Annotated in this window: 18 protein-coding genes; 9 read left to right on the top strand and 9 right to left on the bottom strand. The window is 67.3% G+C overall.

Features of this window, described 5'->3' with window-relative positions; all coding sequences use genetic code 11:
• The first annotated feature begins 23 nt into the window (after nt 1-23).
• Entirely contained in the window at nt 24-3,599 is a 3,576-nt protein-coding gene (locus AC5RWA_RS15630) for a S41 family peptidase (protein ID WP_494058241.1), read from the top strand.
• 91 nt (nt 3,600-3,690) lie between these two features.
• Here AC5RWA_RS15630 and AC5RWA_RS15625 read toward each other — a convergent pair whose 3' ends face one another.
• The 5 genes from AC5RWA_RS15625 to AC5RWA_RS15605 form a co-directional block, all read right to left on the bottom strand.
• The gene (locus AC5RWA_RS15625) at nt 3,691-4,119 is read right to left on the bottom strand and encodes an OsmC family protein (protein WP_079597137.1); all 429 of its coding nucleotides are present in this window, start codon (nt 4,117-4,119) and stop codon (nt 3,691-3,693) included.
• Between the two features lie 148 nt (nt 4,120-4,267).
• Nucleotides 4,268-4,618 (bottom strand): envelope stress response protein PspG, encoded by a 351-nt coding sequence (locus AC5RWA_RS15620; RefSeq protein WP_079597136.1) that lies wholly within the window; start codon nt 4,616-4,618, stop codon nt 4,268-4,270.
• Nucleotides 4,619-4,768: 150 nt separating this feature from the next.
• Complete coding sequence (gene sucB / locus AC5RWA_RS15615; RefSeq protein WP_275726274.1) at nt 4,769-6,523, bottom strand: 2-oxoglutarate dehydrogenase, E2 component, dihydrolipoamide succinyltransferase; 1,755 nt, start codon at nt 6,521-6,523, stop codon at nt 4,769-4,771.
• A 111-nt stretch (nt 6,524-6,634) separates the two neighbouring features.
• Entirely contained in the window at nt 6,635-8,017 is a 1,383-nt protein-coding gene (gene lpdA / locus AC5RWA_RS15610; protein WP_079597134.1) for a dihydrolipoyl dehydrogenase, read from the bottom strand.
• A 254-nt stretch (nt 8,018-8,271) separates the two neighbouring features.
• Nucleotides 8,272-9,798, bottom strand: coding sequence for a leucyl aminopeptidase (locus AC5RWA_RS15605; protein WP_494058240.1), 1,527 nt, complete (start codon nt 9,796-9,798; stop codon nt 8,272-8,274).
• A 259-nt stretch (nt 9,799-10,057) separates the two neighbouring features.
• On the opposite strand from AC5RWA_RS15605, the gene AC5RWA_RS15600 reads away from it, so the two are divergent.
• The 4 genes from AC5RWA_RS15600 (at nt 10,058) to AC5RWA_RS15585 (ending at nt 15,358) form a co-directional block, all read left to right on the top strand.
• On the top strand, nt 10,058-10,996 hold the full coding sequence (locus AC5RWA_RS15600; protein ID WP_079597132.1) for a proteasome assembly chaperone family protein: 939 nt from the start codon (nt 10,058-10,060) through the stop codon (nt 10,994-10,996).
• 64 nt (nt 10,997-11,060) lie between these two features.
• On the top strand, nt 11,061-12,419 hold the full coding sequence (locus AC5RWA_RS15595; RefSeq protein WP_494058239.1) for an MFS transporter: 1,359 nt from the start codon (nt 11,061-11,063) through the stop codon (nt 12,417-12,419).
• Nucleotides 12,420-12,496: 77 nt separating this feature from the next.
• Entirely contained in the window at nt 12,497-13,759 is a 1,263-nt protein-coding gene (locus AC5RWA_RS15590; RefSeq protein WP_494058238.1) for a DUF4192 domain-containing protein, read from the top strand.
• Nucleotides 13,760-14,044: 285 nt separating this feature from the next.
• The gene (locus AC5RWA_RS15585) at nt 14,045-15,358 is read left to right on the top strand and encodes an RNA polymerase sigma factor (protein ID WP_079597129.1); all 1,314 of its coding nucleotides are present in this window, start codon (nt 14,045-14,047) and stop codon (nt 15,356-15,358) included.
• A gap of 168 nt (nt 15,359-15,526) precedes the next feature.
• Here the strand turns inward: AC5RWA_RS15585 and AC5RWA_RS15580 are convergent, their stop codons facing one another.
• Nucleotides 15,527-15,748 carry a DUF7455 domain-containing protein gene (locus tag AC5RWA_RS15580; protein ID WP_013600696.1) on the bottom strand — a complete coding sequence of 74 codons (222 nt, stop codon included), beginning with the start codon at nt 15,746-15,748 and terminating at the stop codon, nt 15,527-15,529.
• 257 nt (nt 15,749-16,005) lie between these two features.
• Here AC5RWA_RS15580 and AC5RWA_RS15575 point away from each other — a divergent pair, with 257 nt between their 5' ends.
• Nucleotides 16,006-18,114, top strand: a complete 2,109-nt coding sequence (locus AC5RWA_RS15575; RefSeq protein WP_115524625.1) for a DNA gyrase/topoisomerase IV subunit B — start codon at nt 16,006-16,008, stop codon at nt 18,112-18,114.
• A 26-nt stretch (nt 18,115-18,140) separates the two neighbouring features.
• Here the strand turns inward: AC5RWA_RS15575 and AC5RWA_RS15570 are convergent, their stop codons facing one another.
• Both AC5RWA_RS15570 and AC5RWA_RS15565 read right to left on the bottom strand, forming a co-directional pair.
• The gene (locus tag AC5RWA_RS15570; RefSeq protein WP_494058237.1) at nt 18,141-19,127 is read right to left on the bottom strand and encodes a M56 family metallopeptidase; all 987 of its coding nucleotides are present in this window, start codon (nt 19,125-19,127) and stop codon (nt 18,141-18,143) included.
• A 6-nt stretch (nt 19,128-19,133) separates the two neighbouring features.
• Complete coding sequence (locus tag AC5RWA_RS15565) at nt 19,134-19,520, bottom strand: BlaI/MecI/CopY family transcriptional regulator (protein ID WP_079597125.1); 387 nt, start codon at nt 19,518-19,520, stop codon at nt 19,134-19,136.
• A gap of 257 nt (nt 19,521-19,777) precedes the next feature.
• Here AC5RWA_RS15565 and AC5RWA_RS15560 point away from each other — a divergent pair, with 257 nt between their 5' ends.
• The 3 genes from AC5RWA_RS15560 to cydD are packed head-to-tail and all read left to right on the top strand — an operon-like array spanning nt 19,778 to nt 25,970.
• Complete coding sequence (locus AC5RWA_RS15560; RefSeq protein WP_494058236.1) at nt 19,778-21,382, top strand: cytochrome ubiquinol oxidase subunit I; 1,605 nt, start codon at nt 19,778-19,780, stop codon at nt 21,380-21,382.
• 33 nt (nt 21,383-21,415) lie between these two features.
• On the top strand, nt 21,416-22,465 hold the full coding sequence (cydB, locus tag AC5RWA_RS15555) for a cytochrome d ubiquinol oxidase subunit II (protein ID WP_494058235.1): 1,050 nt from the start codon (nt 21,416-21,418) through the stop codon (nt 22,463-22,465).
• Between the two features lies 1 nt (nt 22,466).
• Nucleotides 22,467-25,970: a thiol reductant ABC exporter subunit CydD gene (cydD, locus tag AC5RWA_RS15550; RefSeq protein ID WP_494058234.1), complete on the top strand. Its 3,504-nt coding sequence runs from the start codon at nt 22,467-22,469 to the stop codon at nt 25,968-25,970.
• Here the strand turns inward: cydD and AC5RWA_RS15545 are convergent.
• On the bottom strand, nt 25,967-26,485 hold the full coding sequence (locus AC5RWA_RS15545; RefSeq protein WP_494058233.1) for a DinB family protein: 519 nt from the start codon (nt 26,483-26,485) through the stop codon (nt 25,967-25,969). The genes cydD and AC5RWA_RS15545 overlap by 4 nt on opposite strands.
• Between the last annotated feature and the right edge of the window lie 7 nt (nt 26,486-26,492).

Raw genomic sequence — 26,492 nt, 5'->3', positions numbered from 1 at the left:
GGAGGGTTGACTATGATCGAACGATGACTTCTTCCAGCTACTTCCGTTTCCCGCATCTACACGGTGATCTGGTCACTTTCGTGGCCGAGGACGACGTGTGGATTGCGCCCCTGGGCGGTGGGCGTGCCTGGCGTGTCTCCGCGCTTCAGCTGCCCGCCCGCAACCCCCGTTTCACCCCGGACGGGAAGAAGCTGGTGTGGACGGTGGTGCAGGGAACGGCGCCGGAGGTAGTGTCCGCGGACGTCGACGGCGGAGGCTACCGGCAGCTGACCTATTTTGGGCACAGCACCACCAGGGTGAAGGGGTTCACCGCCGGCGGATCCGTGGTGGTCACCAGTGCTTTCCGCCAGGCCGAAAGCCGGCACACGTACGCCTACAGCCTTCCCCTGGAAGGTGGCTGGGCCGAGGAGCTGCCTTTCGGTCCGGTGGAGTCCGTGGCCTTCGGCCCGGAAGTGGGCGACGAACGTCCGGTGGTGGTGGGCAGCGTACTGTCCCGCGAACCGGCCTGGTGGAAGCGCTACCGGGGCGGCACGGCCGGAAAGCTGTGGATAGACACGGACGGCAACGGCGAGTTCGAGCGGCTTGTGCCGGAGCTGAACGGCAACCTCGCCGATCCGATGTGGGTGGGCGGACGCATCGCGTTCCTGTCCGACCACGAGGGCTACGGCAACCTCTATTCCGTCCTTCCCAGCGGAAAAGACCTGCGCCGGCACACCGACCATGAGGACTTCTACGTCCGGCACGCCGCCACCGACGGACAGCGCGTGATCTTCGAGTCGGCCGGTGAGCTGTGGGTCCTGCCCGATCTTGGCTCGGACGCCGTGCGCCTGGACATCACCCTGGGCTCCGCTTCGCAGTCCAGGCGCCCTGCCCTTCTCAAGACGTCCAAGCACCTGGGCGCCGTGGTGCCGGACACCACCGGCGCGGCAAGCGCTGTGGAGGCCCACGGCACCATCCACTGGCTGCGGCACAAGGATGGCCCGTCACGCATTATTGAAGCCACGCCCGGCGTCCGGGGCCGCCTGCCCAGGCCCCTCGGCGATGGGCGGATTGCCTACATCGCTGACCACGACGGCGTGGAGGCACTGCACATCAAGGCCATTGTGGCGGCGGTGCCCCACACTTCCGGGGCCGTACCCGCGCCCGCCCCGGCCGCCGTCGAACCCCAGACCGGCGCCGACGCGGCGGAGGCGGCTCCCGGTGCGGAGGAAGCCACGCCGTTGCCCCGGCCCGTGCCCGCAGCAGGAGCTGCTGTCCTTGCTGAAGGCAGCACCTTCGCCCCTGTCCCCGGCGGCCGGCAGGCCGGCGGCGGGCAGTCCGGCGACAGCCGGCAGGCAGAAGCACTGCAGGCCGACGCGCAGCAGGCAGACGTCGCCCCGGAGGGCGGCGGGACAGGGGCAGAGGCGCAGGCAACGGCCGCCGGTACCGACGCTGCACGTTTCGCGATACCCGTACCGTCCCGCGCCAGTTCGCTGGAGGCCAGCCCCGATGGCCGCTGGATAGCCTTGGGCACCTCCTTTGGCGAGGTGTACGTGGCGGACACCCGGACCGGCGCTATGTCGCTGATGGCCAGCATCGGGGAGGGGACAATAGCGGACCTGGCATGGTCCGCGGACTCGCGGTGGCTGGCCTGGTCAGAGCCCGTCACGTCCTTTGGTGCCCGCAGCCGGCTCCGGCTGGCAGATCCTGAGCATCCCGACGCCGGCCCTGTGGACGTCACTGACGGCCGCTTCGGCGACAAATCGCCCGTCTTCACCCCTGACGGCAAGTACCTTGCGTTCCTGTCCAACCGGAGTTTTGACCCGGTCTACGACGGCCACTCCTTCGACCTGTCATTCCCCAGCCCCATCAAGCCGTACCTGGTGGCACTCGCGGCCGGGACGCCGTCACCATTCGGGCCGGCCGTCGCCCCGGATGCCGGGACCGTTGTCGAAACGCCAAAGGGAACGTCAGCTGAGCCCTCCGGCGTGCCGGAGGTCCAGGTGGACGCGGAAGGGCTGGCCCACCGGGTAATCGGCGTGCCTGTGCCGCAGGGCAACTACACCTCCCTCGCGGCCACCGACGGCGCGCTGCTGTGGCTGGACTGGGCGCTCTCGGGCGTCACCGGCGACGGCAAAGCCAGCCAGGAAGACAAGGATGCCCGCCCCAGCCTGGTCCGGTTCGACCTGGACCGGAAGAAGCAGTCCACGCTGGTGGAATCGCTGGACAGCTTCCGGATGTCCGGGGACCGGACCAAGGTGGTGCTGGTCTCCGACAAGCAGGTGCAGGTTGTTCCTTCCGGTGCCAAGGCCGATGAGGAGTCCGGAAAACTGGTCAAGGTGGACCTCGGCCGGATCCGCGTCATGATGGATCCGCTCAGCGTGTGGGGCCAGGCCTTCGATGAAGCCTGGCGGCTGCAGCGCGACTTCTTCTGGGCGGAAGACATGGCGGGCCAGGACTGGGAAGGCGTCCACCGCCGTTACCGGCCGCTGGTGGACCGGCTGGGCTCGCACGACGACCTGGTGGACCTGCTGTGGGAGCTGCACGGCGAACTGGGGACCTCCCACGCGTACGTCCGGCCGGCCCCGGTCACCGAAAACGGCAGCCAGGGGCAGGGCCGGCTTGGTGCCGACCTCGCGCACACGCCGGCGGGCTGGGAAATCACCCGCATCCTGGCCGGTGAATCCTCCGATCCGCTGGCCACCTCGCCCTTGGCCAGGCCGGGCGTGGACGCAAAGGCCGGCGACATCCTGCTCGCCATCGACGGCGTTCCGCTGACCGCGGCCGTCACGCCTGCCATGCAACTGGTGGGCGCGGCCGGCCGTGCCGTGGAGCTGACCCTCCTCAACGGTGCGGGGCACGGCGGTGCCGCCGGCACCCAGCGGCGCGTCGCCGTCGTTCCCGTCAAGGACGAAGAACGCCTGCGGTACCAGGAATGGGTGGCATCCAACCGCCGGACGGTCCGGGAAGCATCGGACGGCACCTTTGGCTACCTGCACGTTCCCGACATGATGGCCAATGGGTGGGCGCAGCTGCACCGTGACCTGGACACGGAAACCGCGCTGGACGGCCTCATCGTGGACGTCCGGCGGAACCGGGGCGGCCACACGTCCCAGCTCGTAGCTGAACTGATCGGCCGCAAGGTCACCGGCTGGAGCATGCCCCGGGGCGAAAAGCCACGCACCTACCCGCACCACGCACCGCGCGGTCCGGTGATCGTCCTGGCGGATGAATTTGCAGGGTCCGACGGCGACATCATCACCCAGGTGTCCAAGCTGCGGGGAATCGGTCCGGTCATCGGAACCCGCACCTGGGGCGGCGTGGTGGGAATCGACAACAGGTTTGCCCTGGCCGACGGCACGGGTGTCACCCAGCCCCGTTACGCCACGTGGTTCGGCGCCGGCGTGGGCTGGAGCGTCGAGAACCATGGAGTGGACCCGGACATTGAGGTGGCCTTCCCGCCGCACGCGTATGCGGCCGGCCGCGACCCGCAGCTGGAGTACGGCATCGGCGCGCTGAAGGAAATGATCCAGGAACTGCCCACGGACCGGCCGCCGGCACGGGAAGGCTACCGCCGGCTCCGTCCCGCCCCGCTGCCTGCCCGGCGGCAAGGGAGCTAGGAGCCCGGGGCTTCAGACACTCAAACGAAAGGCCCTGCCTGGCCGGAACATTCCGGACAGGCAGGGCCTTTGTTGTCTGGCCTGCGTCAGATCAGGACTCCAGGGTGGCGTCCAGGGTGATGTCGATGCTGGCAAGGGCACCGGAAACCGGGCAACCCACCTTTGCTTCGGCGGCGATCTTCTGGAATTCATCCTCGGAGATGCCGGGAACCCGCGCTGACATGGTCAGGTGGCTGCCCGTGATGCCCGTGCCGGGAACGAAGGTCACATCGGCCTTCGTGCGGACTTCTTCCGGAGTGTGGCCGGCCTTCGCAAGTTCATTGCTGAAAGCCATGGAGAAGCAGGCGGCGTGGGCAGCCGCGATGAGCTCCTCCGGGCTGGTTTTGCCGTTGGCCGCTTCAGTGCGCGCCTTCCAGGTGACATCGAAGGTGCCAAGGCCGGACGTGGCCAGGCTGGTGGTTCCGGAGCCCTCCGTCAGGTTGCCGTTCCATACTGCGTTTGCTGAACGTGTTGCTGCCATGTTCACTCCTCAAGTTGATTCATACCGGGGCAGGCAGGCGCCTGGACCCCGCCGCTTCCCATCCTAGGGACTTCACCGGGAGGGTGCACCCGGTGTCCGCTGCTGGTGGATTATGACTCCGGGACCAGGAACGGCGCCTGTCAAAGGGTCAGTTCCAGATGGTGGCGATGGCGATGTTGAGCAGCGCGAGTCCACCCACAGCGTGCGCCAGGCCCGGGCTGACCGCTTCGCCCTTCTTGTACTTCCGGCGTCCGATGAAGGCCAGGACACCGACGGCGAGGGCGATAACGAACTTGATGCCCAGCTTGGCGTAGTTCGCGTCCATGTCCAGGGCCGGGATGAGCCCCATCAGGGCGACGCCGGTGAGAAGCTGCAGCATGGCGCCGTCGAACTGGCGGGGGTGGACGGTGGGCTTCTTCATCTGGCCGATCCAGATGCCCACGATCATGGCTGCGCCGACGATATGCAGGAAAACCACAATGTTATAGACGATGTTCATGGGACCAGTGTAACCAGTTGTTCTACAGCCGGTAGTAGGAGCGCCTGCCTCGCGGCGCGGTGGCGCCTGGACGCTTAAACAACGACGGCGGCACGGGCCGTGCGGTGGTTTCCCACCGCTGCCCGCACCGCCGCCGTTCGTCGTTGCTTGTTACAGCCCCAGATCCGCTTCGAAGGCGCCTTCTTCAAGGCGTGCCTTCAGGGTCTGGAGGAATCGGCCCGCGTCCGCGCCGTCCACCAGGCGGTGGTCGTACGTCAGCGAGAGGTACATCATGGATCGGATGGCGATCGAATCGTCACCGTTTTCGTCAGCAACCACAACGGCGCGCTTGACGATGGCGCCGGTGCCGAGGATACCCACCTGCGGCTGGTTGATGATCGGGGTGTCGAACAGGGCGCCCACCGAGCCGATATTGGTGATGCTGAACGTGCCGCCCGACAGCTCGTCCGGCCCGATCTTGCCGTCGCGGGTACGGGAGGCGACGTCAGCGATCTTGCCGGCCAGGCCGGCGAGGTTCAGGTTGCCGGCGTCGGAGATGACCGGAACCAGCAGGCCCTTGTCAGTGTCGACGGCGATCGCCAGGTGCTCGGCGTTGTGGTACGTGATTTCCTGCTTGTCCTCGTCGTACGCAGCGTTGAGCTTGGGGTGCTGCTTGAGGGCCTCGGCAACAGCCTTGGCGATGAACGGCAGGAAGGTGAGCTTCACGCCGTTCTGGGCCTGGAACGAGTTCTTGGCGCGGGCGCGGAGCTTGGCAACCTTGGTCATGTCCACTTCGTGGACCTGGGTCAGCTGGGTGGAGATCTCCAGCGATTCGCGCATACGGCGGGCGATGACCTGGCGGATGCGCGGGGCCTTCTGGCTGGTGCCGCGCAGCGAGGAGACGGCGGCGTTGGACGCTGCAGGAGCGGACGCGGCAGGTGCTGCAGCCGGTGCCGCCGCGGGGGCAGCCTTGGCTTCGGCAGCGGCCATGACGTCCTGCTTGCGGATGCGGCCGCCGACGCCGGTGCCGGAGAGGGACGCAATGTCCACGCCGTGCTGGTTGGCGAGCTTGCGGACCAGGGGAGTCACGTAGCCGGACTCGGATCCACCGTTTGCCGGTGCGGCCTCGGCTGCTGCCGGTGCTGCTGCGGGAGCCGGAGCAGGTGCTGCTGCCGGTGCGGGCGCTGCCTGCGGTGCGGCTGCGGGTGCTTCGGCCTTCGGCGCCTCGGCCTTGGGAGCTTCCTGTGCAGGTGCCTCCGGGGCGGGGGCGGCCTTGGGTGCCTCGGCGGGTGCAGCGGCGGCGCCGGATCCGATGACGGCCAGGACGGAGCCAACCTCGGCGGTCTCGTCCTCGCTGACGCGGATTTCCTGGAGCGTACCGGCAACCGGCGACGGGATTTCGGTGTCCACCTTGTCGGTGGAAACTTCCAGCAGGGGCTCGTCAACCTCAACGGTGTCTCCCACGGCCTTGAGCCAACGGGTGACGGTGCCTTCGGTGACGCTCTCACCCAGGGCGGGGAGGGTGACCTCGTGGCCTTCGCCGCCGCCGGCCGCAGGGGCCTCCTGGGCGGGTGCTGCGGGGGCGGGAGCCTCTTCAGCCGGTGCTGCAGGGGCTTCGGGTGCCGCTGCTTCTTCAGCAGGGGCGGCGGCGGGAGCTTCTGCGGCCGGGGCGGCAGAGCCATTGCCGGACCCGTCGCCGATGCGGACCAGGGGTGCGCCCACCTCGGCCGTCTCGTCTTCAGCGACCAGGATTTCCTCAATCACGCCAGCTACAGGAGAGGGGATTTCAGTGTCTACTTTGTCGGTGGAGACTTCGAGCAGCGGCTCGTCCACCTCTACCCGGTCACCTACCTGCTTGAGCCAGCGGGTGACGGTTCCTTCGGTGACGCTCTCACCGAGGGCGGGCAAGTTAACGGATTCAGACATAACGTCCCCGTTCTCCTTATTGATCTTTAGTGCGATTGAATGCTGCCTGTTGTGAGCCTGTCCACCCGGTTTTTGGTGCCGGGTGCACAGGCTCGATAGTGCTGGGGAAAACTAGCCGTGAAGCGGCTTGCCTGCGAGTGCCAGGTGGGCTTCGCCCAGGGACTCGTTCTGGGTGGGGTGGGCGTGCAGCAGCTGGGCCACATCCTCCGGGTACGCTTCCCAGTTCACGATCAGCTGGGCTTCGCCCACCTGCTCGCCCATGCGGGCACCGATCATGTGGACGCCCACGACGGGGCCGTCCTTCTGGCGGACCAGCTTCACCAGGCCGGAGGTGCCGAGGATGGAGCTCTTGCCGTTGCCGGCGAGGTTGTATTCCTGGGTCTGCACCTGGTCGTCGCCGAACTTCTCCTTGGCGGCCTTTTCGGTGTAGCCCACGGTGGCGATCTCGGGCTCGGAGTAGGTGACCTTGGGGATGTTGATGTCCTCGACGATCACGGGCTTCAGGCCGGCGATTTCCTCGGCCACGAAGATGCCCTGCTGGTAGCCGCGGTGTGCAAGCTGGACGCCGGGGACGATGTCGCCCACTGCGTAGATGTTGCCAACACCGGTGTGCAGGCGCTCGTTGGTGATGACGAAGCCGCGGTCGATGGTGATGCCGGCTTCCTCGTAGCCCAGGTTGGCGGTGACGGGGCCACGGCCCACGGCGACCAGGAGGAGGTCCGCCTCGAACGTCTTGCCGTCCACCAGGGTGACCTTGACGCCGTCGTTGTTCTGCTCAACGCCCTGGAAGAAGACGCCGGTGGAGAACTTGATGCCGCGCTTCTTGAAGGCGCGCTCGAAGTTCTTGACGATGGTGGTGTCCTCGTTGGGAACCAGTGAGGGCAGGCCCTCCACGATAGTGACGTCCACGCCGAAGGACTTCCAGACCGATGCGAACTCGACGCCGATGACGCCGCCGCCCAGGATGATGGCGCTCTTGGGGATGTAGTCCATGGTCAGGGCCTGGTCAGAGGTGATGACCTTGCCGCCGATTTCCAGGCCCGGAAGGGTGCGGGAGTAGGAACCCGTGGCCAGGATGATGTTCTTGCCCTTGTAGGCGGTGCCGTTTACCACGACGGTGTCGGTGCCCTGGAGCTTGCCTTCACCCTCGATGACGGTGATGCCCTTGGACTTGATGAGTCCCTGCAGGCCCTTGTACTTGCCGGCGATGATGCCGTCCTTGTACGCGTTGACGGCGTTGATGTCGATGCTGTCCAGGGTGACGTTCACGCCGTACTTGGCGGAGTCACGGGCGTGGTCGGCCAGCTCCGCAGAGTGCAGGAGGGCCTTGGTGGGGATGCAGCCGTTGTGGAGGCAGGTGCCGCCCAGCTTTGCCTTCTCCACGAGGCCGACGGTGAGGCCAAGCTGTACGGCCCGCAGCGCGGCGGCGTATCCGCCGCTGCCGCCACCGAGTACCAGGATGTCGAATTCTTGCGCAGTTGCCTGATCGGCCACTTAAACGCTCCCTCGCGTGAACGATGACGCGATCCTGCGCATCATCTGGTCTTGGAACTTGCACTGCCGTGATTATGTCAGCAGGGCAACTCTCTTGCATTTGTGACTACCGTGGTTCACCTTAGCGAACCACTTATCCATGCTCCACCTTGGCACAGTGTTTGTGGAGCGCTTGTGTCGAGTGTCACGCGGCTTTGTGGCGGAGGGATCACCCCCGTGCCACAAAGCCGCGTGGCACGCCGGCCGGGCCCCCGTCAGGCGGCAGCGGCCAGGATGTCCTCCACGTAGGCCACCAGGGTGCGGACGGTGCAGCCGGTTCCCTGCTTGTGCGTGTAGCCATAGGGGCTTCCGTTGTTAAAGGACGGCCCGGCGATGTCGATGTGCGCCCAGGGGATCTGGCCGCCGTCCTTGTCCTTGCCGACGAACTCCCGGAGGAAGACGGCGGCGGTCATCATGCCGCCGTGGCGTTCGCCGATGTTGGCCAGGTCCGCCACCTGGGAGTCCAGGCTGGGGCGCAGTTCCTCGGGGAGCGGCATCGGCCAGACGAGTTCACCTGCGCGGTCGGCCGCGGCCTTGAGGGCGGCCGTCACGGTGTCGGATCCCATGACGCCTGCGGTCCGGTTGCCCAGGGCGATCAGCTGCGCGCCGGTGAGCGTGGCGACGTCGATGATGGCGTCCGGGCACTCGCGGCTTGCCGCGACGATGCCGTCGGCCATCACCAGGCGGCCTTCGGCGTCTGTGTTCAGGACCTCAACGGTCTTGCCGCCAAACATGGTGAGGACATCGGCGGGCCGCGAGGCGGCGCCCGACGGCATGTTTTCGGCGATGCAGAGCCAGGCGGTCGCCTTGACCGGCAGGCCGAGGCCGGCCAGTGCAAGGACAGTGTTAAGCACGACGGCGGCGCCCGCCATGTCGCTCTTCATGTCGCCCATGCCGAGGGCCGGCTTGATCGAGATTCCGCCGGTATCGAACGTGATTCCCTTGCCGACCAGGGCGATTTTGGACGTCGCCCTGGCGGGGGAGTACTCAACCTTGACCAGGCGGGGCTGCCGGGCGGAGCCCTTGCCCACGCCCATGATGCCGCCGAAGCCCTCCTTCTCCAGCCGCTTCTCGTCCCAGACCGTCACCTTGACGGGCAGGCCCTTCGCCAGTTCCTTCGCCGCCTCGGCAAACGTTTCAGGGTAGAGGTGGCTGGGCGGCTGGTTGACCAGTGTCCGGGTGGCGTTGACGGCCTTGCCAATCAGGCCGGCCCGCTTCAGGGCTGAGGCGAGCTGCTGCTGTTCGGCCACGTCGGTGAAAATCACGGCGTTGCGGACCGGGTCCTTCAGCCCATCCCTGGACGACCGGAACTCGGTGAACGAATAAGCGCCCAGGGCGGCACCTTCGGCGACCGCGGCAACATCGGCGACGGACGCCGTCGGGAATGCCAGGGCGACGGTGGGGAGGCCGGCCAGCTGGCGGACGGCGGAACCTGCTGCCCGGCGGAGCGCCTCAGCAGCCAGCGGAGCGCCGGCGGCCACCTTGCCCACGCCGGCAAGGACCAGGATGCCCGCGCCGGTTTCGGGAAGGCCGGGCAGGCGCACCAGCTGGTCTGCTGCGCCGGTCACGCCCAATGCTTTAAGGGAGTCGGTGAGGGCTTCGGCGGACTTGGCCGTCAGCGGGTTGTCCAGCAGGACCGGCCCGTCGGTTCCCTGCCCTACGCCGATCACCACTGCGTCGCTGGGGCTCTTCTTAAGGTCGCGGGAGAGGGTACTAAGGTTGATTTCAGTATTCTTGACCACAGGGATGAGTCCTCAATTCTCGAAAGATGGTACGGGCAGGGATGCATGTTAGGCGCTCTGCCATTGATGCCCGGATGCAGCCGTTCGGGACGCCATCCGAAGATACGCAGGCCCGTCCGGCAGGCCAGTTCCGATCGTAGTCCTTTGGCGCCCCGGCGGCAGAATCTTCTGAGATGTGCGCCACACCGGACGGCGGAATGCCGGGCTGCCTGCCTGCGTTGTAATTGATGTCCACCCGCACCTATGAAAGGAACATGCCGTGCTTGAACGGATCTCCGGCTCCCTGCTGGACCCTGATGCGCTCTATGCGAGCAACATTGAGCTGTTCCACAGCCCCGATCTCCGCGGGCTGAACCTGGTGATGGGCTTCACCGGATTCGCCGACGCCGGGCAGGTGGTGAAGCAGATCAATGCCGAGCTGCTGGACACTCTCGACGCCCAGCCCGTGGCCGTGTTCGACGCCGACCAGCTGATCGATTACCGGTCACGGCGGCCGCACCTCACCTTTGTCGAGGACCATCTGCAGGATTACCAGGAGCCCCGGCTGGCGCTGTACCGGCTGGTTGACGGCCTGGGGAACCCCTTCCTGCTGCTGGCAGGCTTCGAGCCGGACCTCCAGTGGGAGCGGTTCGCCCGTGCCGTGGTGGGCATCGTGGAGAAGCTCGACGTCAACCTGGTCACCTGGATCCATTCCATACCCATGCCGGTGCCGCACACCCGGCCCGTGGGCGTCACGGTGCACGGCAACAGGCCGGAACTGATCGAAGGAATCTCGGTGTGGAAGCCGACGGTCGAGGTCCCCGCCGCTGTTGGCCACATCCTGGAACTCCGCCTGGTGGAGGCCGGACGGAACGTTGCCGGCTACGTCATTCACGTCCCGCACTACCTTGCGGAAGCGGAATACCCGACTGCCGCCGTTGCCGGCCTGGAGTACCTGGGCGCTGCAACCTCGCTCATGCTGCCCACGGACCGGCTCCGGGAAGCGGGGCGGGAAGTCAGCCGCCAGATCGCCGAGCAGATCGACGCTTCCGAGGATGTCCAGCAGGTGGTGTCCCGGCTGGAGACCCGCTACGACGAAAAGGCCGACGGCATCGTCAGGCGTTCGCTCCTTGCCGACGAGAATGACGAGCTCCCTGACGGCGATGTCCTGGGTGCCGCCGTGGAGGCCTACCTGGCGCGGGAGAACCCCACGCAGTAAGCCTTTGCCGGAGGCGGCGCGCAGCTGCAGGGGCCCGCGGCAGGCATGCGGGCATAATGAAGAGGTGACTGCACCCCGCGCCTGGCTGATCTGGACCATCGGAATCTTCGGGTACCTGGTGGCCGTGTCGCAGCGCACGTCGTTTGGCGTGGTGGGTCTCGAGGCCACGGAGCGGTTCAACGCCAGCGCGTCGGCCATCTCGTTCTTTACGGTCCTGCAGCTCCTGGTCTACGCCGGGCTCCAGATTCCCGTGGGGCTCCTGGTGGACCGGTTCGGCTCACGTGCCATGATCGCCGGCGGCGCCATCCTGATGGGGCTGGGCCAGCTTCAGCTCGCGTTCGCGGACAGCATTCCCGGCGGCATCCTGGGCCGGGTCCTGGTGGGTGCGGGGGACGCCATGACGTTCATCTCAGTGATCCGCCTGATTCCATTGTGGTTCGCGCCTGCCCGGGTGCCCCTGGTCACCCAGCTGACAGGCATGACCGGCCAGCTGGGCCAACTGGTGAGCGTCATCCCCTTTGCGTTCGTCCTCCATGCCGCCGGCTGGACTCCGGCGTTCCTGATGCTGGCGGGGATGTCGGCAGTGGCCGCCGTGCTGGTGGTGCTCCTCCTCAAGGACGTCCCGCCGGGCACTGAGCGTCCGCAGTCCCACCAGGGACTGAAAGCCACCGGAGTCTCCCTGGCCCGGGCCTGGCGCCAGCCGGGTACGCGGCTGGGCATGTGGAGCCACTTCACCATCCAGTTCAGCGGCACCGTTTTTGCCATGACCTGGGGCTATCCTTTCCTGATCTCCGGCCAGGGCCTGGACGCCGGGACGGTAGCGGCCCTGATGGGGCTGTATGTGGCGGCCGGCATGGCCGTGGGGCCCTTTATCGGGCGCTTTGTCTCGCGGCATCCGCTGCGTCGCTCCACCATGGTGCTCTTGATCGCCGGCGTCACGGCCGCGGCCTGGGCTGCCGTCCTGCTGACCCCCGGGCGGGCACCGCTGTGGCTGCTGGCGGGACTGGTGGTAGCGCTTGCCATCGGCGGGCCGGGTTCCATGATCGGCTTTGATTTCGCCCGGACTTTCAACCCGGCGCACCGCATCGGTACGGCCACCGGCATTGTGAACGTGGGCGGATTCATCGCTGCCCTCATTGCGATCTTCCTCATCGGGCTGGTGCTGGACGTGCTGTACGCCAGCGGATTCTCCAACGGGAACCTCTACGGGCTGGACCCGTTCCGCATCGCCCTGAGCGTACAATTCCTGCTGCTCGGTTCCGGTGCCGCAGCCCTGGTGGTGTGCCGGCGGAAGGTAAGGCGCCAGATGGCCGCGCAGGGGGTTGTGGTGCCGCCCCTCCGCGCCGCACTTGCCCGGCAGCGCCGCGAAAACCTCGCCAGGCGGCGGCGGCAGACGTCGCCGACGGACCGCGAAAGCGACTAGTCCTCCACCCCGGCCGGATCTTCACATAGCCAAAATTTGTGCGGACCGGTACGGCCGGGAGGGCGAATGCTGGAGCCATGACAGCTCCAGAGCAACTCAAAATTTCACGGCCGGAAGACATCCTCGGGTTCATTCCCCACTCGCTGGGCTACTGGCCGGACGCCAGCCTTGTTGCCATGACTCTGCACGGCAAAAGGCTTGGGGCCACGCTGCGGCTGGACCTGCCGGGTCCGGAGGTCCTGGCCTCACCTGCCAAGTACCTGCGGGCCGTCCGGCGCTACCTTGAGGCGGACAAAGACGCCGACGGCACGTTGCTGGCGGTCTTCACCAGCAACGGCGGCGCGTTGTCACCGTCCCGGTACGACAGTTTGCTCGCTGGCCTGGACTCCGTTCTCGAACGGGCCGGAATGCCCGTCCGGGAAGCGTGGTACGTCGGGAATGACTACTGGCGGGAAGCCTGGTGCATGGATGTTTCGTGCTGCCCGCTGCCGGGCCGGCCGGTGCAGGACATCCGGGACAGCGCGCTGAATGCCGAGATGGTCTACCGGGGCAGCAGCATCGGCCCGGCGCCGGAGCGGCGACCTGCAGCCGTCCGCCCTGTTCCCAGCCTGCACCAGGCCGCCGTCCTGGAGGCGCAGGCAGCATGGGCCCCGGAGCTGGATCTCCGCCGCAGAAGCAGGGCACAGTTCCGTGCCGTCCTTGACGTCTGGGATGCCCTGCTGGCCCGGCGGGATGGGGTGCCGTGGCTCCCCGAGGCGGAGCGCGACGGGTTTTTGCGTGCGTCCCTGATGTTTCCGGCGTGGCGGGACGCCATCCTGGTCATGACCGTTGCGGGGAAAGCTGCTGCCGAGGCCGGTGCAGACCAGTTCGGCATCCTCGATGACGCAGCCCAGCCAGACCCGGTGTCCCCTCCCGTGCAGTGGCCGGACCCGGATCCCCAATTAACCCGCGGCATTCCGGCGGAGTGGAGTGCCTCCGGCTGTACCAGCGCCGGATATGCCGACGTGCTGATGGGCGTCGTACCCGCGGTGCCGGACTGGGCCCGCCTTGAGGCACTGGACCGGATCCTCGAACAGCTCGTTGTGCTGGGCGGGCCGGCCGCGGCGGCGTCACTGACAATCCGCGGCTGGATCGCGTGGTGCCGTGGGCGGGGATCCTACGCTGCCGCGTACTTGGCGGAAGCACTGGAAACCGAACCGGGCTACCGGCTCGCCGAACTGCTGCTGGAGTTGGTGGGGCGCGGAGCAATCTGCGGCTGGGCAGCACGGAAGGACGCTGCCTGGCAGAAATTCGGCCCGGATGATGCTTCCGCCGGGACGGACCCCGGCGGTGGGAGGTAGGCCTCTGTTGCACCCGGCTGCGGGCAGGGCGTGTCCTTAACCGTGCCATAAGGGCGGGAGGTCCGATTCGGCGAAAACATGAGACAATGGATGCCGAGACCCGGTTGGGTCCGTGTATCGAGTGCTTGTTGTTGAGCCCTTCGGGGAACAATACGGCCGCTCCGGCAGTTGTCTTAACAGACTCTGCCGGCCGTGGTGGCGCTTGGTTTCCACCACGGACTTGACAGGGTCATAGTGGTGTTGCCCGTATGGCGATTCCACAGACCACCGCTAGAAAGGTTTTCTGTGACCCCGTCTTCCACGAAGAAGGACCCCGCCGCCCAGGACGACTTGTCCGCAGACGAGAAGCAGGCTGCGACCAACGCCAAGCGGGCAGCTACGCGGGCAGCCAACAAGGCTTCCGCCGGTGACGGTGCGGCTGACGGCAAGCCCGGGCCGAAGAAGCGCGGCCCCAAGCCTGGTGCCAAGGCAGCTGCCGAGGCCGCCAACAAGGCCTCCGGTGACGTTGACGCCGACGAAGCAGACGACGTCGAGGAGGACCTCGACGACATCATCCTCGAAGGACCTGACGTGGTTGACGACGCCGAGGCTGATCCCGCCAAGGCTGTCGCCGGCAGCGGCAAGGGCTTCGTCTACTCCGACGCCGACGACGATGACGCCCCGGTGCAGCAGGTCATGTCCGCCGGCGCCACGGCCGACCCCGTCAAGGACTACCTGAAGCAGATCGGAAAGGTCGCACTGCTCAACGCCGAGCAGGAAGTGGACCTTGCGCTCCGGATCGAAGCCGGCCTGTTTGCCGAAGAGAAGATCGCCGCTGACGACGGCTCCATGGACCCGAAGTACAAGCGCGAGCTTGAATTCATCATCCATGACGGAAAGCGCGCCAAGAACCACCTGCTGGAGGCCAACCTCCGCCTTGTGGTCTCGCTGGCAAAGCGCTACACCGGCCGCGGCATGCTGTTCCTGGACCTCATCCAGGAAGGCAACCTGGGCCTGATCCGCGCTGTGGAGAAGTTCGACTACACCAAGGGCTTCAAGTTCTCCACCTACGCCACCTGGTGGATCCGCCAGGCAATCACGCGTGCCATGGCCGACCAGGCGCGCACCATCCGTATCCCGGTGCACATGGTTGAAGTCATCAACAAGCTGGCCCGTGTCCAGCGCCAGATGCTTCAGGACCTCGGCCGCGAACCCACGCCGGAAGAGCTGGCGCTGGAACTGGACATGACCCCAGAGAAGGTTGTTGAGGTCCAGAAGTACGGCCGCGAACCCATCTCGCTCCACACGCCGCTGGGCGAGGACGGCGACTCGGAGTTCGGCGACCTGATCGAGGACTCCGAGGCCGTGGTTCCGGCAGACGCCGTGAGCTTCACGCTGCTCCAGGAGCAGCTGCACTCGGTCCTGGACACCCTTTCCGAACGCGAAGCCGGCGTCGTGGCCATGCGCTTCGGCCTGACCGACGGCCAGCCGAAGACTTTAGACGAAATCGGCAAGGTCTACGGCGTCACGCGTGAGCGCATCCGCCAGATCGAATCCAAGACCATGTCCAAGCTCCGCCACCCCTCACGGTCGCAGGTGCTGCGGGACTACCTGGACTAAGTCGGGTCCAAGCAACGCGGGGTCATTCGCGCCCTGTCATCCACGGATGACGGCGGGAATCACCCCGCGTTGCTGCGTTAAGGGCCACCGTCCGGACAGCAGGGGTTAAACGAAGGATGGGACCCCTCCGAGTGGAGGAATCCCATCCTTGTGTTGGTCCTGGTGCACCTAGTCGATTTCGACGGCGGCCTTTTCGTGAAGCTTGCCCGTCTCATCGTGCCAGTCGGAGCTCAACGGCTTGAGCGTCGCCTCGACTGCACGCGCATGGTGGCCGCAGAACAGCAGCTCACCGCCGGAGGACTCGAGTACAACCCGCACATATGCCTGAGCTCCGCAACGATCGCACCGGTCGAGTGCATTGAGTGTGCGGTCTGCCACTGCTGTTGTCATGTCGGCCTCCTTAGTAGATCAGTACATCTATATAACCAGTATTCGTAACAAAACCATCGCAAGGATGGGGCAAGTTCGCTGTGCGCGTATCCGCAAGGTTGGGTCAAGTTTTTCCCGGAGGGCCGCCGGAAAGCACGAGTGGCGGGGTCCACACTGGCCGCCAGGTGTGGCAGGCGGCTGTCCGCGCCGGGGCCGACTACCCTAGAGGGAGCGCTTTCGGCGCCTGTTTCATCCGTCCCTGAAGGAGTTCAACACCAGTGGCACCAAGTTCTGATTACACTGCCCGGCACCTGTCTGTGCTGGAGGGCCTTGAGGCCGTCCGCAAGCGCCCGGGCATGTACATCGGTTCCACCGATTCCCGAGGCCTCATGCACTGCCTCTGGGAAATCATCGACAACTCAGTGGACGAAGCACTGGCCGGGTTCGGCCACGACATCAAGATCATCCTCCACGCGGACAACTCCGTGGAAATCCACGACGACGGCCGCGGCATCCCGATCGACAAGGAACCGAAGACCGGGCTCACCGGCGTTGAAGTGGTCTTCACCAAGCTTCACGCGGGCGGCAAGTTCGGCGGTGGCTCCTACACGGCCTCCGGCGGCCTGCATGGTGTCGGCGCTTCGGTGGTCAACGCCCTGTCCGCCCGCCTGGACGTGGAGGTGGACCGCGGGGGAAAGACCTACAAGATGTCCTTCCGCCGCGGCGAGCCCGGGCGCTTCCAGGACACCGGCTCCCGGACCGATCCTGCTGCACCCTTCACCCCATTCGTGGACGACTCCGTCCTCGACGTCGTGGGCAAGGCCAAGCGCGGCGTCACCGGTACCCGCATCCGCTATTGGGCCGACCGCCAAATCTTCACCCCGGACGCGAAGTTCTCCTATGAAGAACTCGCGGCCCGCGCCCGGCAGACCTCCTTCCTGGTCCCCGGCCTCAAGCTCACCGTCCGGGACGAGCGCAGGATCGCCGGCACGCCCGGCGAGGCCGGCCCGCACGAAGAGGTGTTCCACCACGACGGCGGCATCTCGGAGTTCGTCGACTTCCTGGCCGCCGATCCAGCCGTCACCGACGTGTGGCGGCTGCACGGCTCAGGGAAGTTCAAGGAGACCGTCCCCGTGCTGGACGAGCGCGGCCACAGCCAGCTGGCCGAAGTTGAACGGGACTGCGAGGTGGACGTGGCACTGCGCTGGGGCATTGGCTATGAGAGCACGGTCCGCAGTTTCGTCAACATCATCTCCACCCCCAAGGGCGGAACCCACCAGTCGGGTTTCGAGCAGGCCCTGGTGAAGACCTTCCGCAAAGCCGTGGAGACCAACGCCCGCAAGCTCAAGGCCGGCAACGACAAAATCGAAAAGGACGACATCTTCGCCGGCCTGACGGCGGTCCTGACCGTCCGTCTCGCGGAGCCGCAGTTCGAGGGCCAGACCAAGGAGATCCTGGGCACCTCCGCTGTGCGCGCCATCGTGGCCAGGGTGGTGGAGCGCGAAATCTCGGCAAAGCTCACCTCTTCCAACAAGAACGACAAGGCACAGTCCGCGCTGCTGCTTGAGAAGATCGTCAACGAGATGAAGTCACGCATCTCGGCCCGCGTGCACAAGGAAACGCAGCGGCGCAAGAACGCGCTGGAAACGTCGTCGATGCCCACCAAGCTGGCTGACTGCCGCACGGACGACGTCGACCGCTCCGAACTCTTCATCGTGGAAGGCGACTCGGCGCTGGGAACCGCCAAACTCGCCAGGTCCTCCGACTTCCAGGCGCTCCTGCCCATCCGCGGCAAGATTTTGAACGTCCAGAAAGCCTCGGTGGGGGACATGCTGTCCAACGCGGAGTGCGCTGCACTCATCCAGGTGGTGGGCGCCGGCTCGGGCCGCAGCTTCGACATCAGCGCCGCCCGCTACGGCAAAGTCATCCTCATGACCGACGCCGACGTGGACGGCGCGCACATCCGGACACTCCTGCTGACCCTCTTCTTCCGGTACATGCGGCCGATGATCGACGAAGGCCGGGTTTTTGCCGCGGTGCCTCCGCTGCACCGCGTGGAAGTGATCAACGCGGGCCAGAAGGCCAATGAGATGATCTACACCTACTCCGAGGCCGAGCTGCACGTGCTGCTGGCACGGCTGGCCAAGGAGGGCAAGCGGTACAAGGAGCCCATCCAGCGCTATAAGGGGCTGGGCGAGATGGACGCCGAACAGCTGGCCGAGACCACCATGGACCCGCGGCACCGCACGCTCCGCAAGGTGGGCATCGAAAACGCCAAGCAGGCGGAGGAGATTTTCGACCTGCTGATGGGCTCGGACGTGTCGCCGCGCAAGGACTTCATTATCGCCGGCGCCGCCAGCCTCGACCGGGAGCGCATCGACGCCTAAGGGCAGGACGTACGACGGCGGGAGGTTCAGCCCAGCAGGCCGGGAACCATCAGCAGGGCCGTGGGCAGCGCCAGCAAAAGGATGCAGCAGGCCAGGACCAGGTTGCGGACTGCGCCCGGGAGCTGCGGCTGCGGCGACAGCAGGCGGCTGACGCGGGAAGCCGTGGTGCGGGCCGAGTCGGAGCCGCCCATCCCGGCCTCAAGCCCGGACAGGGCGAGACCGGAGGCGGCCGGTTGGATCTCGGGGCTGCCGGCGGCCGGGGCTGACCCGCTGGCCACAATGGCGATCGCCTTGATGAGGGTGGCTTTGCTCTCGGTCTTGAGCGCGACGTCGTCCGCCAGCATTTCGATCAGCGAGTTGACGGATTCCTGGGCCAGCCGGGTGGTGGGAAGCCACGGCAGCGCCTGCCGCCACGCCGCGAAGGCCCACAGGAGCAGGTGGTGCCGCTGGCTGAGGTGGGCGTTCTCGTGGATCAGGACGGCGCGCAGTTCCGCCGGTTCAAGGGCCGCCATCAGGCCATCCGATAAGACCGTCACCGAGCGGGCTCCGCCGGGCAGGCAGTATGCGACGGGGGAGTCGTGGCTGATCACCAGGGTTGCGGCGTCCTGGCCTGACGGCGATGCCAGCAGGGCCAGCAGCTCGCGGTGGCGCCGCCGCTGGCGTTCAATCTTGTAATAGGTCAGCAGGAGGGTGAAGACAAGGTGCGCGGTGAGCAGCGCTGCTGCAGACAACGCGAAGATATGCCAGAACCCCAGGGCCGTGGTGGGGGCGTTGAACAGCACCATGCCCGCCAGCGCGCGGAGGCCGGCGATCAGGTTGTCCCCGATGGGTTCCAGGCCGTACACCAGCATGGCGCCGATCATGGACAGCCCGCCGGCGAGGGCGATGGCCTGCCACAGGAGCATGGCGGTAAACGGCGAGCGCGCGGGCCACTGGGCGCGCGAGAGGAGGATGGGCACTGGCCACGCCAGTATTATCGCCAGGACCGCCAGCAGGTATGAGGCCCAGAACATGGTTTGCTAGAGGTGGCCAAGCAGTTTGCGCAGCGTTTCGGCTTCACCTTCGGAGACCGATCCAATGAAGCGTGCCAGGACGGCTTCACGGTCCGGCGCTGACCCCAGGACTTCATGCATGAGCTCAGCCGTGTGTTCCTCGCGGCTGGACACGGCCTGGTAGCGGTGCGGCCGCATGCCGCGTTCGCGCTCCACGAGCCCCTTCTTTTCCAGCCGGGACAGCACCGTGAGGACGGTGGTGACGGCGAGTTCCTTGCCTTCGTGGCCGGCTGCTCCGCCCTGTCCTGCTGACGTCTGCGCGAGCCGGTCCCGCAAGGTGTTCGCGGTGGCCGCTTCCTGGCCCGCCCAGAGCAGGTCCATCACTGCCCGTTCCAGTTCACCAAGACTAGCCATTGCACTTTTCCTTTGTTTCCCCGCACCGTGCGCCTGGCGGCGTCGGTGACTTCACGCGATTTCAACTACGGAATCAAATTTACCCCGAATCCGCCGTACTTTCTACGTTGGGTAGAACATGGGGCGCGCCGCACCCCCTGCCGGCGTACTGCAAAGGAAAGGTCGGTTTACACCGTCACGGCAGTTGTTCTACACTTTGTAGAAGTTGAAGTTCTACGAAACGTAGAAAACTGCGTTGGCTAACAGTAGGGACTGCCTTGGACGCCTTGGAAATCGCACGCTGGCAATTCGGTATCACCACCGTTTACCACTTCATGATGGTGCCGCTGACCATCGGCCTTGGCCTGGTGGTGGCCCTCATCCAGACAGCCTGGCACCGCACGGGCAAGCCCGAGTACCTCCGTATGACCAAGTTTTGGGGAAAGCTGTTCCTCATCAACTTCATCATGGGCGTGGCCACCGGCATCGTGCAGGAATTCCAGTTCGGCATGGCCTGGAGCGAGTACAGCCGCTTCGTCGGTGATGTCTTCGGCGCTCCGCTCGCCCTTGAAGCCCTCCTGGCGTTCTTCGTGGAGTCCACCTTCCTGGGCCTGTGGATCTTCGGCTGGAAGCAGCTCAAGCCCGGCATCCACCTCGCCTGCCTGTGGGTGGCAGTCATCGGCTCGGTCTTCTCTGCGTACTTCATCATCGTGGCCAACAGCTGGATGCAGCACCCCGTGGGCGTGGAGATGGTGGACGGCAGGCCGGTCATGACGGACGCCTGGGCGGTCTTCACGAACAACACGGCGCTGGTTGCCGTGCCGCACACCCTGTTCGGTGCGCTGGCCGTGGCAGGCGGCTTCCTGCTGGGCATCGCCTGGTACCACCTCTGGCGCAGGCGCCGCGACGGCGTGGACACCCTGGGTGCCGACGGCAAGGTGGTCCCGGGCGAGTCCGCAACCATTCCCGGCCGTGACAAGGCAGACCACACCGTCTGGATCCGGTCCCTGCGGATCGGCGCGGTGGTGGCCATGATCTCCTTCGCCGGCACCGCCCTCACCGGCGATCTCCAGGGCAAGCTGATGTTCGAGCAGCAGCCCATGAAGATGGCAGCGGCGGAAGCAGCCTGCCATGACGGCACCGGCTTCTCCGTCCTCAGCATCGGCAACCTGGGATCGCAGAACTGCAATGACATCGTGGCCCTGATTGAAGTCCCCGGCATCCTCTCCTACCTGGCCAAGGGCGATTTCACCACCGAGGTCAAGGGCGTCAACACCCTGCTGCCCGAGTACCAGGAAAAGTACGGGACCAACCTGCCGGACAACCCCATCTACGGCGAACGCGCCGGCCAGGAAATCGACTACCTGCCCGTCATGGAGGTTACCTACTGGGGCTTCCGCATGATGATCGGTTTCGGCGGGCTTGCCGCCCTTGCCGCCCTCGTGGCGCTGTGGCTCACCCGGAGCGGCACCGTTCCCCGGTCGCCGTGGCTCATGCGCCTGGCCGTCCTGGGCATCATGGCCCCGTTCGGTGCCAACGCCGCCGGCTGGATCTTCACCGAGATGGGCCGCCAGCCGTTCGTGGTGGCACCCAACCCGGACCCCAACGGCATCGACCAGGTGTTCATGTTCACCGCCGCCGCCGTCTCCCCGGGGGTCTCGGCCGGGGAACTGCTGGCATCGCTCATCACCCTGACCGCGGTATACGCCGTCCTGCTGGTGGTGGAGGTGAAGCTGCTGGTGAAGTACATCCGCGGCGGTGTGGTCTCGGCGATGCCCGAACTCGCCCACGTCCCCGCGGACGAAAACGAGGACGCCACCCCCGGACCGGGAGGACAGGGCGGCGGAAAGCCCGCCGACGACGTCCTCGCCTTCGCCTACTGACCCGCGCACCGGAAGAGCAAGAGGAAACGAAGAATGGAACTGCTGCCAACCATCTGGTTCATCGCCATTGCGGTGCTGTGGACCGGGTACCTCTTCCTTGAGGGCTTCGACCTGGGCGTCGGAATGCTGATGAAGACCTTTGCCCGCAACAACACCGAACGCCGCGTGCTGCTGAACACCATCGGTCCCGTCTGGGACGGCAACGAAGTGTGGCTCCTCACGGCCGGCGGTGCCACGTTCGCTGCCTTCCCGCTTTGGTACGCCTCGTTGTTCTCCGCGCTCTATCTTCCCCTGCTGGTGGTCCTGGTCGCCCTGATCTTCCGTGCCGTGGCCTTCGAGTACCGCGGCAAGGTGGACACCGACCGCTGGCGCGCCCGCTGGGACTGGGCCATCGCCCTGGGATCGTTCTTCGCAGCCTTTGGCATTGGTGCTGCCCTTGCCCTCACCACCACCGGCCTGCCCCTGAATGCCAACGGCGACCGCGAGGGCGGGCCCCTGGCCTGGTTCAGCGGCTACGCAGTGCTGGGCGGGCTCGCCGTCGTGGGGTTCTCGCTGGTCCACGCCTTGGCCTTCCTGGCACTGAAGACCGACGGCGACATCCGGCACCGTGCCCGCCAATGGTTCGTCCGGCTGCTTCCGGTCCTGCTGCTGCCCATCGCCGCCTGGGCGCTCAGCATCCAGTTCATGGAGGGCAAGCCATGGACCTGGGCCGCGGTGGTGCTCGCCGTTGCCGCGGCAGCGGTTGCCTGGGCACAGGCCCGCACCGGCGCCGAAGGCAAAGCGTTCCTGGCGCTGGGCGCTTTCCTGGTGCTCGGCACGGTGTCCATCTTCGGAGCGGTCTACCCCGTGGTGCTGCCGTCCACCCTGGACGGGGCCTTTGACCTCACCATTTCAAACGCTTCCTCCTCGGACTACACTCTGGGCCTTATGAGCATCGTCGCCGCGTTCGGCCTGCCCCTGGTGATCGCCTACCAGGCGTGGACCTACTGGGTGTTCCGCCGCAGGGTGAGCGCCGCCTCCATACCGGAAGCCCACAGCTTCCTGCCCGCAGTCGCCGCCAAGGCGTTCACCACAAAGGGCTGACGTGCGGCCAACGTTCCCCTCCGGTCCGGCAACCCGTTCCGCCCTGTACTGGCTCGGCCTGATGGCGGCGCTCAAGGCGCTGTCGCTGGTCCTCATCGGCCAAGCCGTGGCCTCCGTTTTGGCGGGGCTGGCCGGCGGGGAGCCGGACTTGAGCGCAGGCATCCTGGCCGGACAGATCGTGCCGGGACTGGCCGGCGTCGTCCTCCGGTCGCTCGCCGTCTGGGGGCAGGCCGTCGCCGCCCGCCGGGCTGCCCTGGGCATCAAGGAGGAGCTGCGCTCGGGGCTCCTGGAACGCGCCCTGCGGAACGGCGCCAGGGGAACCGGCCCGGCCGACGGCGGCCTGGCGGTGCTGGCCACCCGGGGCCTGGACGCCCTGGACAGCTACTACACCCAGTTCCTGCCCGCCTTGGTGAACTGCGCCACCATCCCGCTGCTGCTGGGCGCACGGATCCTTTTCGCCGACTGGGTCAGCGCCGTGGTGATCGTCCTGACCGTGCCGCTGGTGCCGCTGTTCATGGTGCTGATCGGCCGGTACACCGAGGACAAGGTGCGCGAGGCACAGGCCTCGCTGGCCCGGCTGTCCGCGCACATGCTGGAACTCGCGAAGGGCCTGCCGGTGCTGGTGGGGCTGGGCCGCGCCACCGCCCAGCGCAAGGCACTGGAAGAGATTTCCGAGGAATACCGCTCCCGCACCATGGGCACCCTGCACACGGCGTTCATGTCCGCCCTGGCACTGGAGCTGATCGCCACCATTTCCGTCGCCGTGGTGGCCGTGTTCATCGGCGTGCGGCTGGTGCATGGCGACATGCCGCTCGAAGCCGGGCTCCTGGCGCTCATCCTCGCCCCGGACTGCTACCTTCCCCTGCGCGAGCTCGGCACCGCCCACCACGCCAGCGACGACGGCCGGGTGGCCCTTGCCGGGGTGACGGCGGTGACCGGCGCGCCCGAACCGCAGCCGCTCTCTGCCGTCCCCGCGGGCCGGCCGGGCGCCCCCATCGCTGTCACCGGACTCACGGTCACCTACAGCGGAAGGTCCCGGGCCGCCGTCGGCCCCCTCAGCTTTGACGCGCCGCAAAGCAGGATCACCGCCCTTGACGGACCCAGCGGAGCGGGAAAGAGCACCGTCCTGGGCGTCCTGGCCGGCACCATCGGGGACGGTGGCGGAACCACCATCACCGGCTCCGTTAAGGGCCTCGACCGCGGCGCAGTTGCCTGGGTGCCGCAGCACCCGGTGATGGTGGCGGAAACGGTCCTCGACGAAGTGGTGCTCTACCTCTCGGCGAATGCCCGCAACTCCCGCGGCCGTGCCCGCACGGAGGCCGCTGCCCGGTCCTGCCTTGTGACAGCCGCTGCCGGGCACCTGGCCGGCAAACACCCGGCCGAGCTGAGCCCCGGCGAGCTGCGGCGGGTGGCCCTCGCCCGGGGGCTCGCCAGGATCGAAGCCGGGGCAACCGTCCTGCTGCTTGATGAGCCCACCGCGCACCTGGACGATGTTTCGGCGATGCTGGTGGAAGACGCCATCCGCAGGCTGCGCGGCCAGGTCACGGTGATCCTGGTGGCGCACAGCGAACGCACCCGGAACCTCGCCGACCACCTGGTGCCGGTTTCGCCCGCTGACACGGGCGCCGGCCGCGACCCCGGCATGGACAGGCCTGTGCACGCCGCGGCCCTGCCGGTCCCTGCCGCTCCCGCCGCAGCAGCGCAAGCTGGCGGCGCCGTCCCCGGGACCACCGCTGCTGTTCCAGACACGGTCGCGGCCGCCGGCGGGGCTTCACAAGCCCGGACTGACCGCCCGGTCCGGCTCCTGCCGGCACTCCTGGCACCCGTGCAGGGCAAGTTCGCCGCCGCCGCCATCGTGGGCACCCTGGCGGCCGTCTTCGCCGTCGCCCTGTCCGGCCTGTCCGGCTGGCTCATCATCCGCGCCAGCGAACAGCCGCCCATCCTGTACCTGCTGACCGCCATTGTGGGGGTCCGCTTCTTTGGCATCGGACGCGCCGTGCTCCGGTATTGGGAACGGCTCCTGCTCCATGACGCCGTCTTCGCCGCCCTGACCCGGCTCCGCGGCCGGCTCTGGGAGTCGCTGAGCCGCCGCGCCCTTGCCCTCCGCCGCCTGCTCCAGGGCGGCAACGTGCTGGGAACGGTGATTGACGACGTCGACACCGTCCGCGACCTCCTGCCCCGCGTGGTCCTGCCGCCCGTCACCGCCGTGGCCGTGTCGGTGCTCGCCGTGGTCACCACGTGGCAGCTGGTGCCGCCCGCGCTGCCCGCCGCCGTCGGCGCCGGCATCGCAAGCCTGGTGCTGGCACCGGCCGCTGCGCTCTGGGGCGACCGGAAATCCGCTACCGCGGAGCAGGTGCTGCGTTCGGGCGTCCTGCGCCAGGTCTCGGCAGCGCTTGACGCGCGCGCCGAACTCCATGCCAATGGTGTGGCGCCCCTGGTCCTTGGCAGGCTGCAGGCCAGGGACCGAAGTGCCACCCGGGCCTCCCAGCGCTCTGCCTGGGCGGACGGGCTGGGCCACGCCATCACCACCGCCTGCTGCGGCGCCGCGGCGCTCGCCGCCGCCTGGCTGGCAGCCCCGGCAGTGCTGGACAGCCGGATTGCCCCGGCCACCGCAGCAGTGGTGGTCCTGCTGCTCCTCGCGCTCGTGGAACCCTACGCAGCCATGACGACGGCGGTGCGCCAGTATCCGGCGCTGCGGACAGTCCTCCGGAGGGTAGGGGGGTCCGGCGCACTGGACGCGGCCGGCACCGCCGGAGACAATGCCGACGGGCTGCAGCCGGTACCCGCGCGCAGCGGCAACCGGCCCGGCGTCGTACTGGAAAACCTGGCGGCGGCCTGGCCCGGCGGCGCACCGGTGTTCACCGGCCTGGACGCCGTGGCGGAGCCGGGGCGCTGGCTGGCCGTCACGGGGCCGTCCGGTTCGGGCAAGTCGACGCTGCTCTCGGTCCTGCTCGGTTTCCTGCCCGCCGCCGCCGGACAGGCGCGTGTCACCGGGCAGGCGGCGTGGTGCCCCCAGGAGGCGCACCTTTTCGACTCGACCATCCGCGGCAACCTTTTGCTGGGCAGCCCCGCCGGAAGCGGTGACGGCCCCAGTTCCGGAACCCGCGGCGACGCGGACATGGAAGCCGTCGTCGCTGCCGTGGGGCTCACCGGCCTGATGGAGCGGCTGCCCGACGGCCTGGACACGAGGATCGGCCCCGGCGGAGCCTTCCTGAGCGGTGGGGAGCGCCAACGCCTGGCCGTCGCGCGCACGCTGATGACGGGGGCGGAGGTCATCCTGCTGGACGAGCCCACAGCGCATCTGGACGCAGAATCAGCCCGGGCCATGCTGGCCGACCTGCGGACCGGGCTGAGCCACCGTACCGTGGTGCTGGTGACGCACAACCCGGCGGACATTGATCCGGAGGATGCCCGGCTGGTCCTGGCCGGCGCGGAATCGAACGATGAGATGGCCGGGAAAGGCCTGGTGGCCTCCCGGGCGGGGACAACCGTACGGGACGCTTAGCCGTCCACGTCATGGAGGTGGTGGACCACGTCGTGCAGGAAGTACTGGGCGAGCGTCAGGACAGTGAACCTGGAGCCGTTGCTGCGCAGCCCCGTGCGTTCCCACTCCGCCTCGCGGACGCCGGCGAAGGACTCCGCCACCTGCTTCCCCTCAGCCGTGAGCTCGGCGCTGACAACCGCGGGGTCGGCGCTGCCGTAGTCCTTGTCGATGGCCGTCTGGTCCTGGTCCCAGTTCTCGAACCGCGCGTCGTCTGAATCCAGCATCAGGTTGAGCCGCTGGTCGAAGAGGCTGAAGACATCGCGCACATGGCAGGCATACTCCAGCGCTGACCACGTCCGGTCGTCCGGGCGTTCCGCCACATCCGGCCGGCGGAGCACAGCCCGCCACCGGGGAAGCATGTTCTCGATGCTCCCCGGGACGGTGGACGGGGTGACGGTGGAGGCGTCGAACGAGCATTCCGGGCAGGGACGGGACAGGACCCAGGTCCAGTCCTTCTCATCAGGAACGATAGGCATGCAAGCA

Source organism: Arthrobacter sp. 210 2, assembly GCF_059093025.1.
The sequence above is the reverse complement of the archived record's forward strand: the minus strand, read 5'-3'. Positions and strand labels throughout refer to the sequence as shown.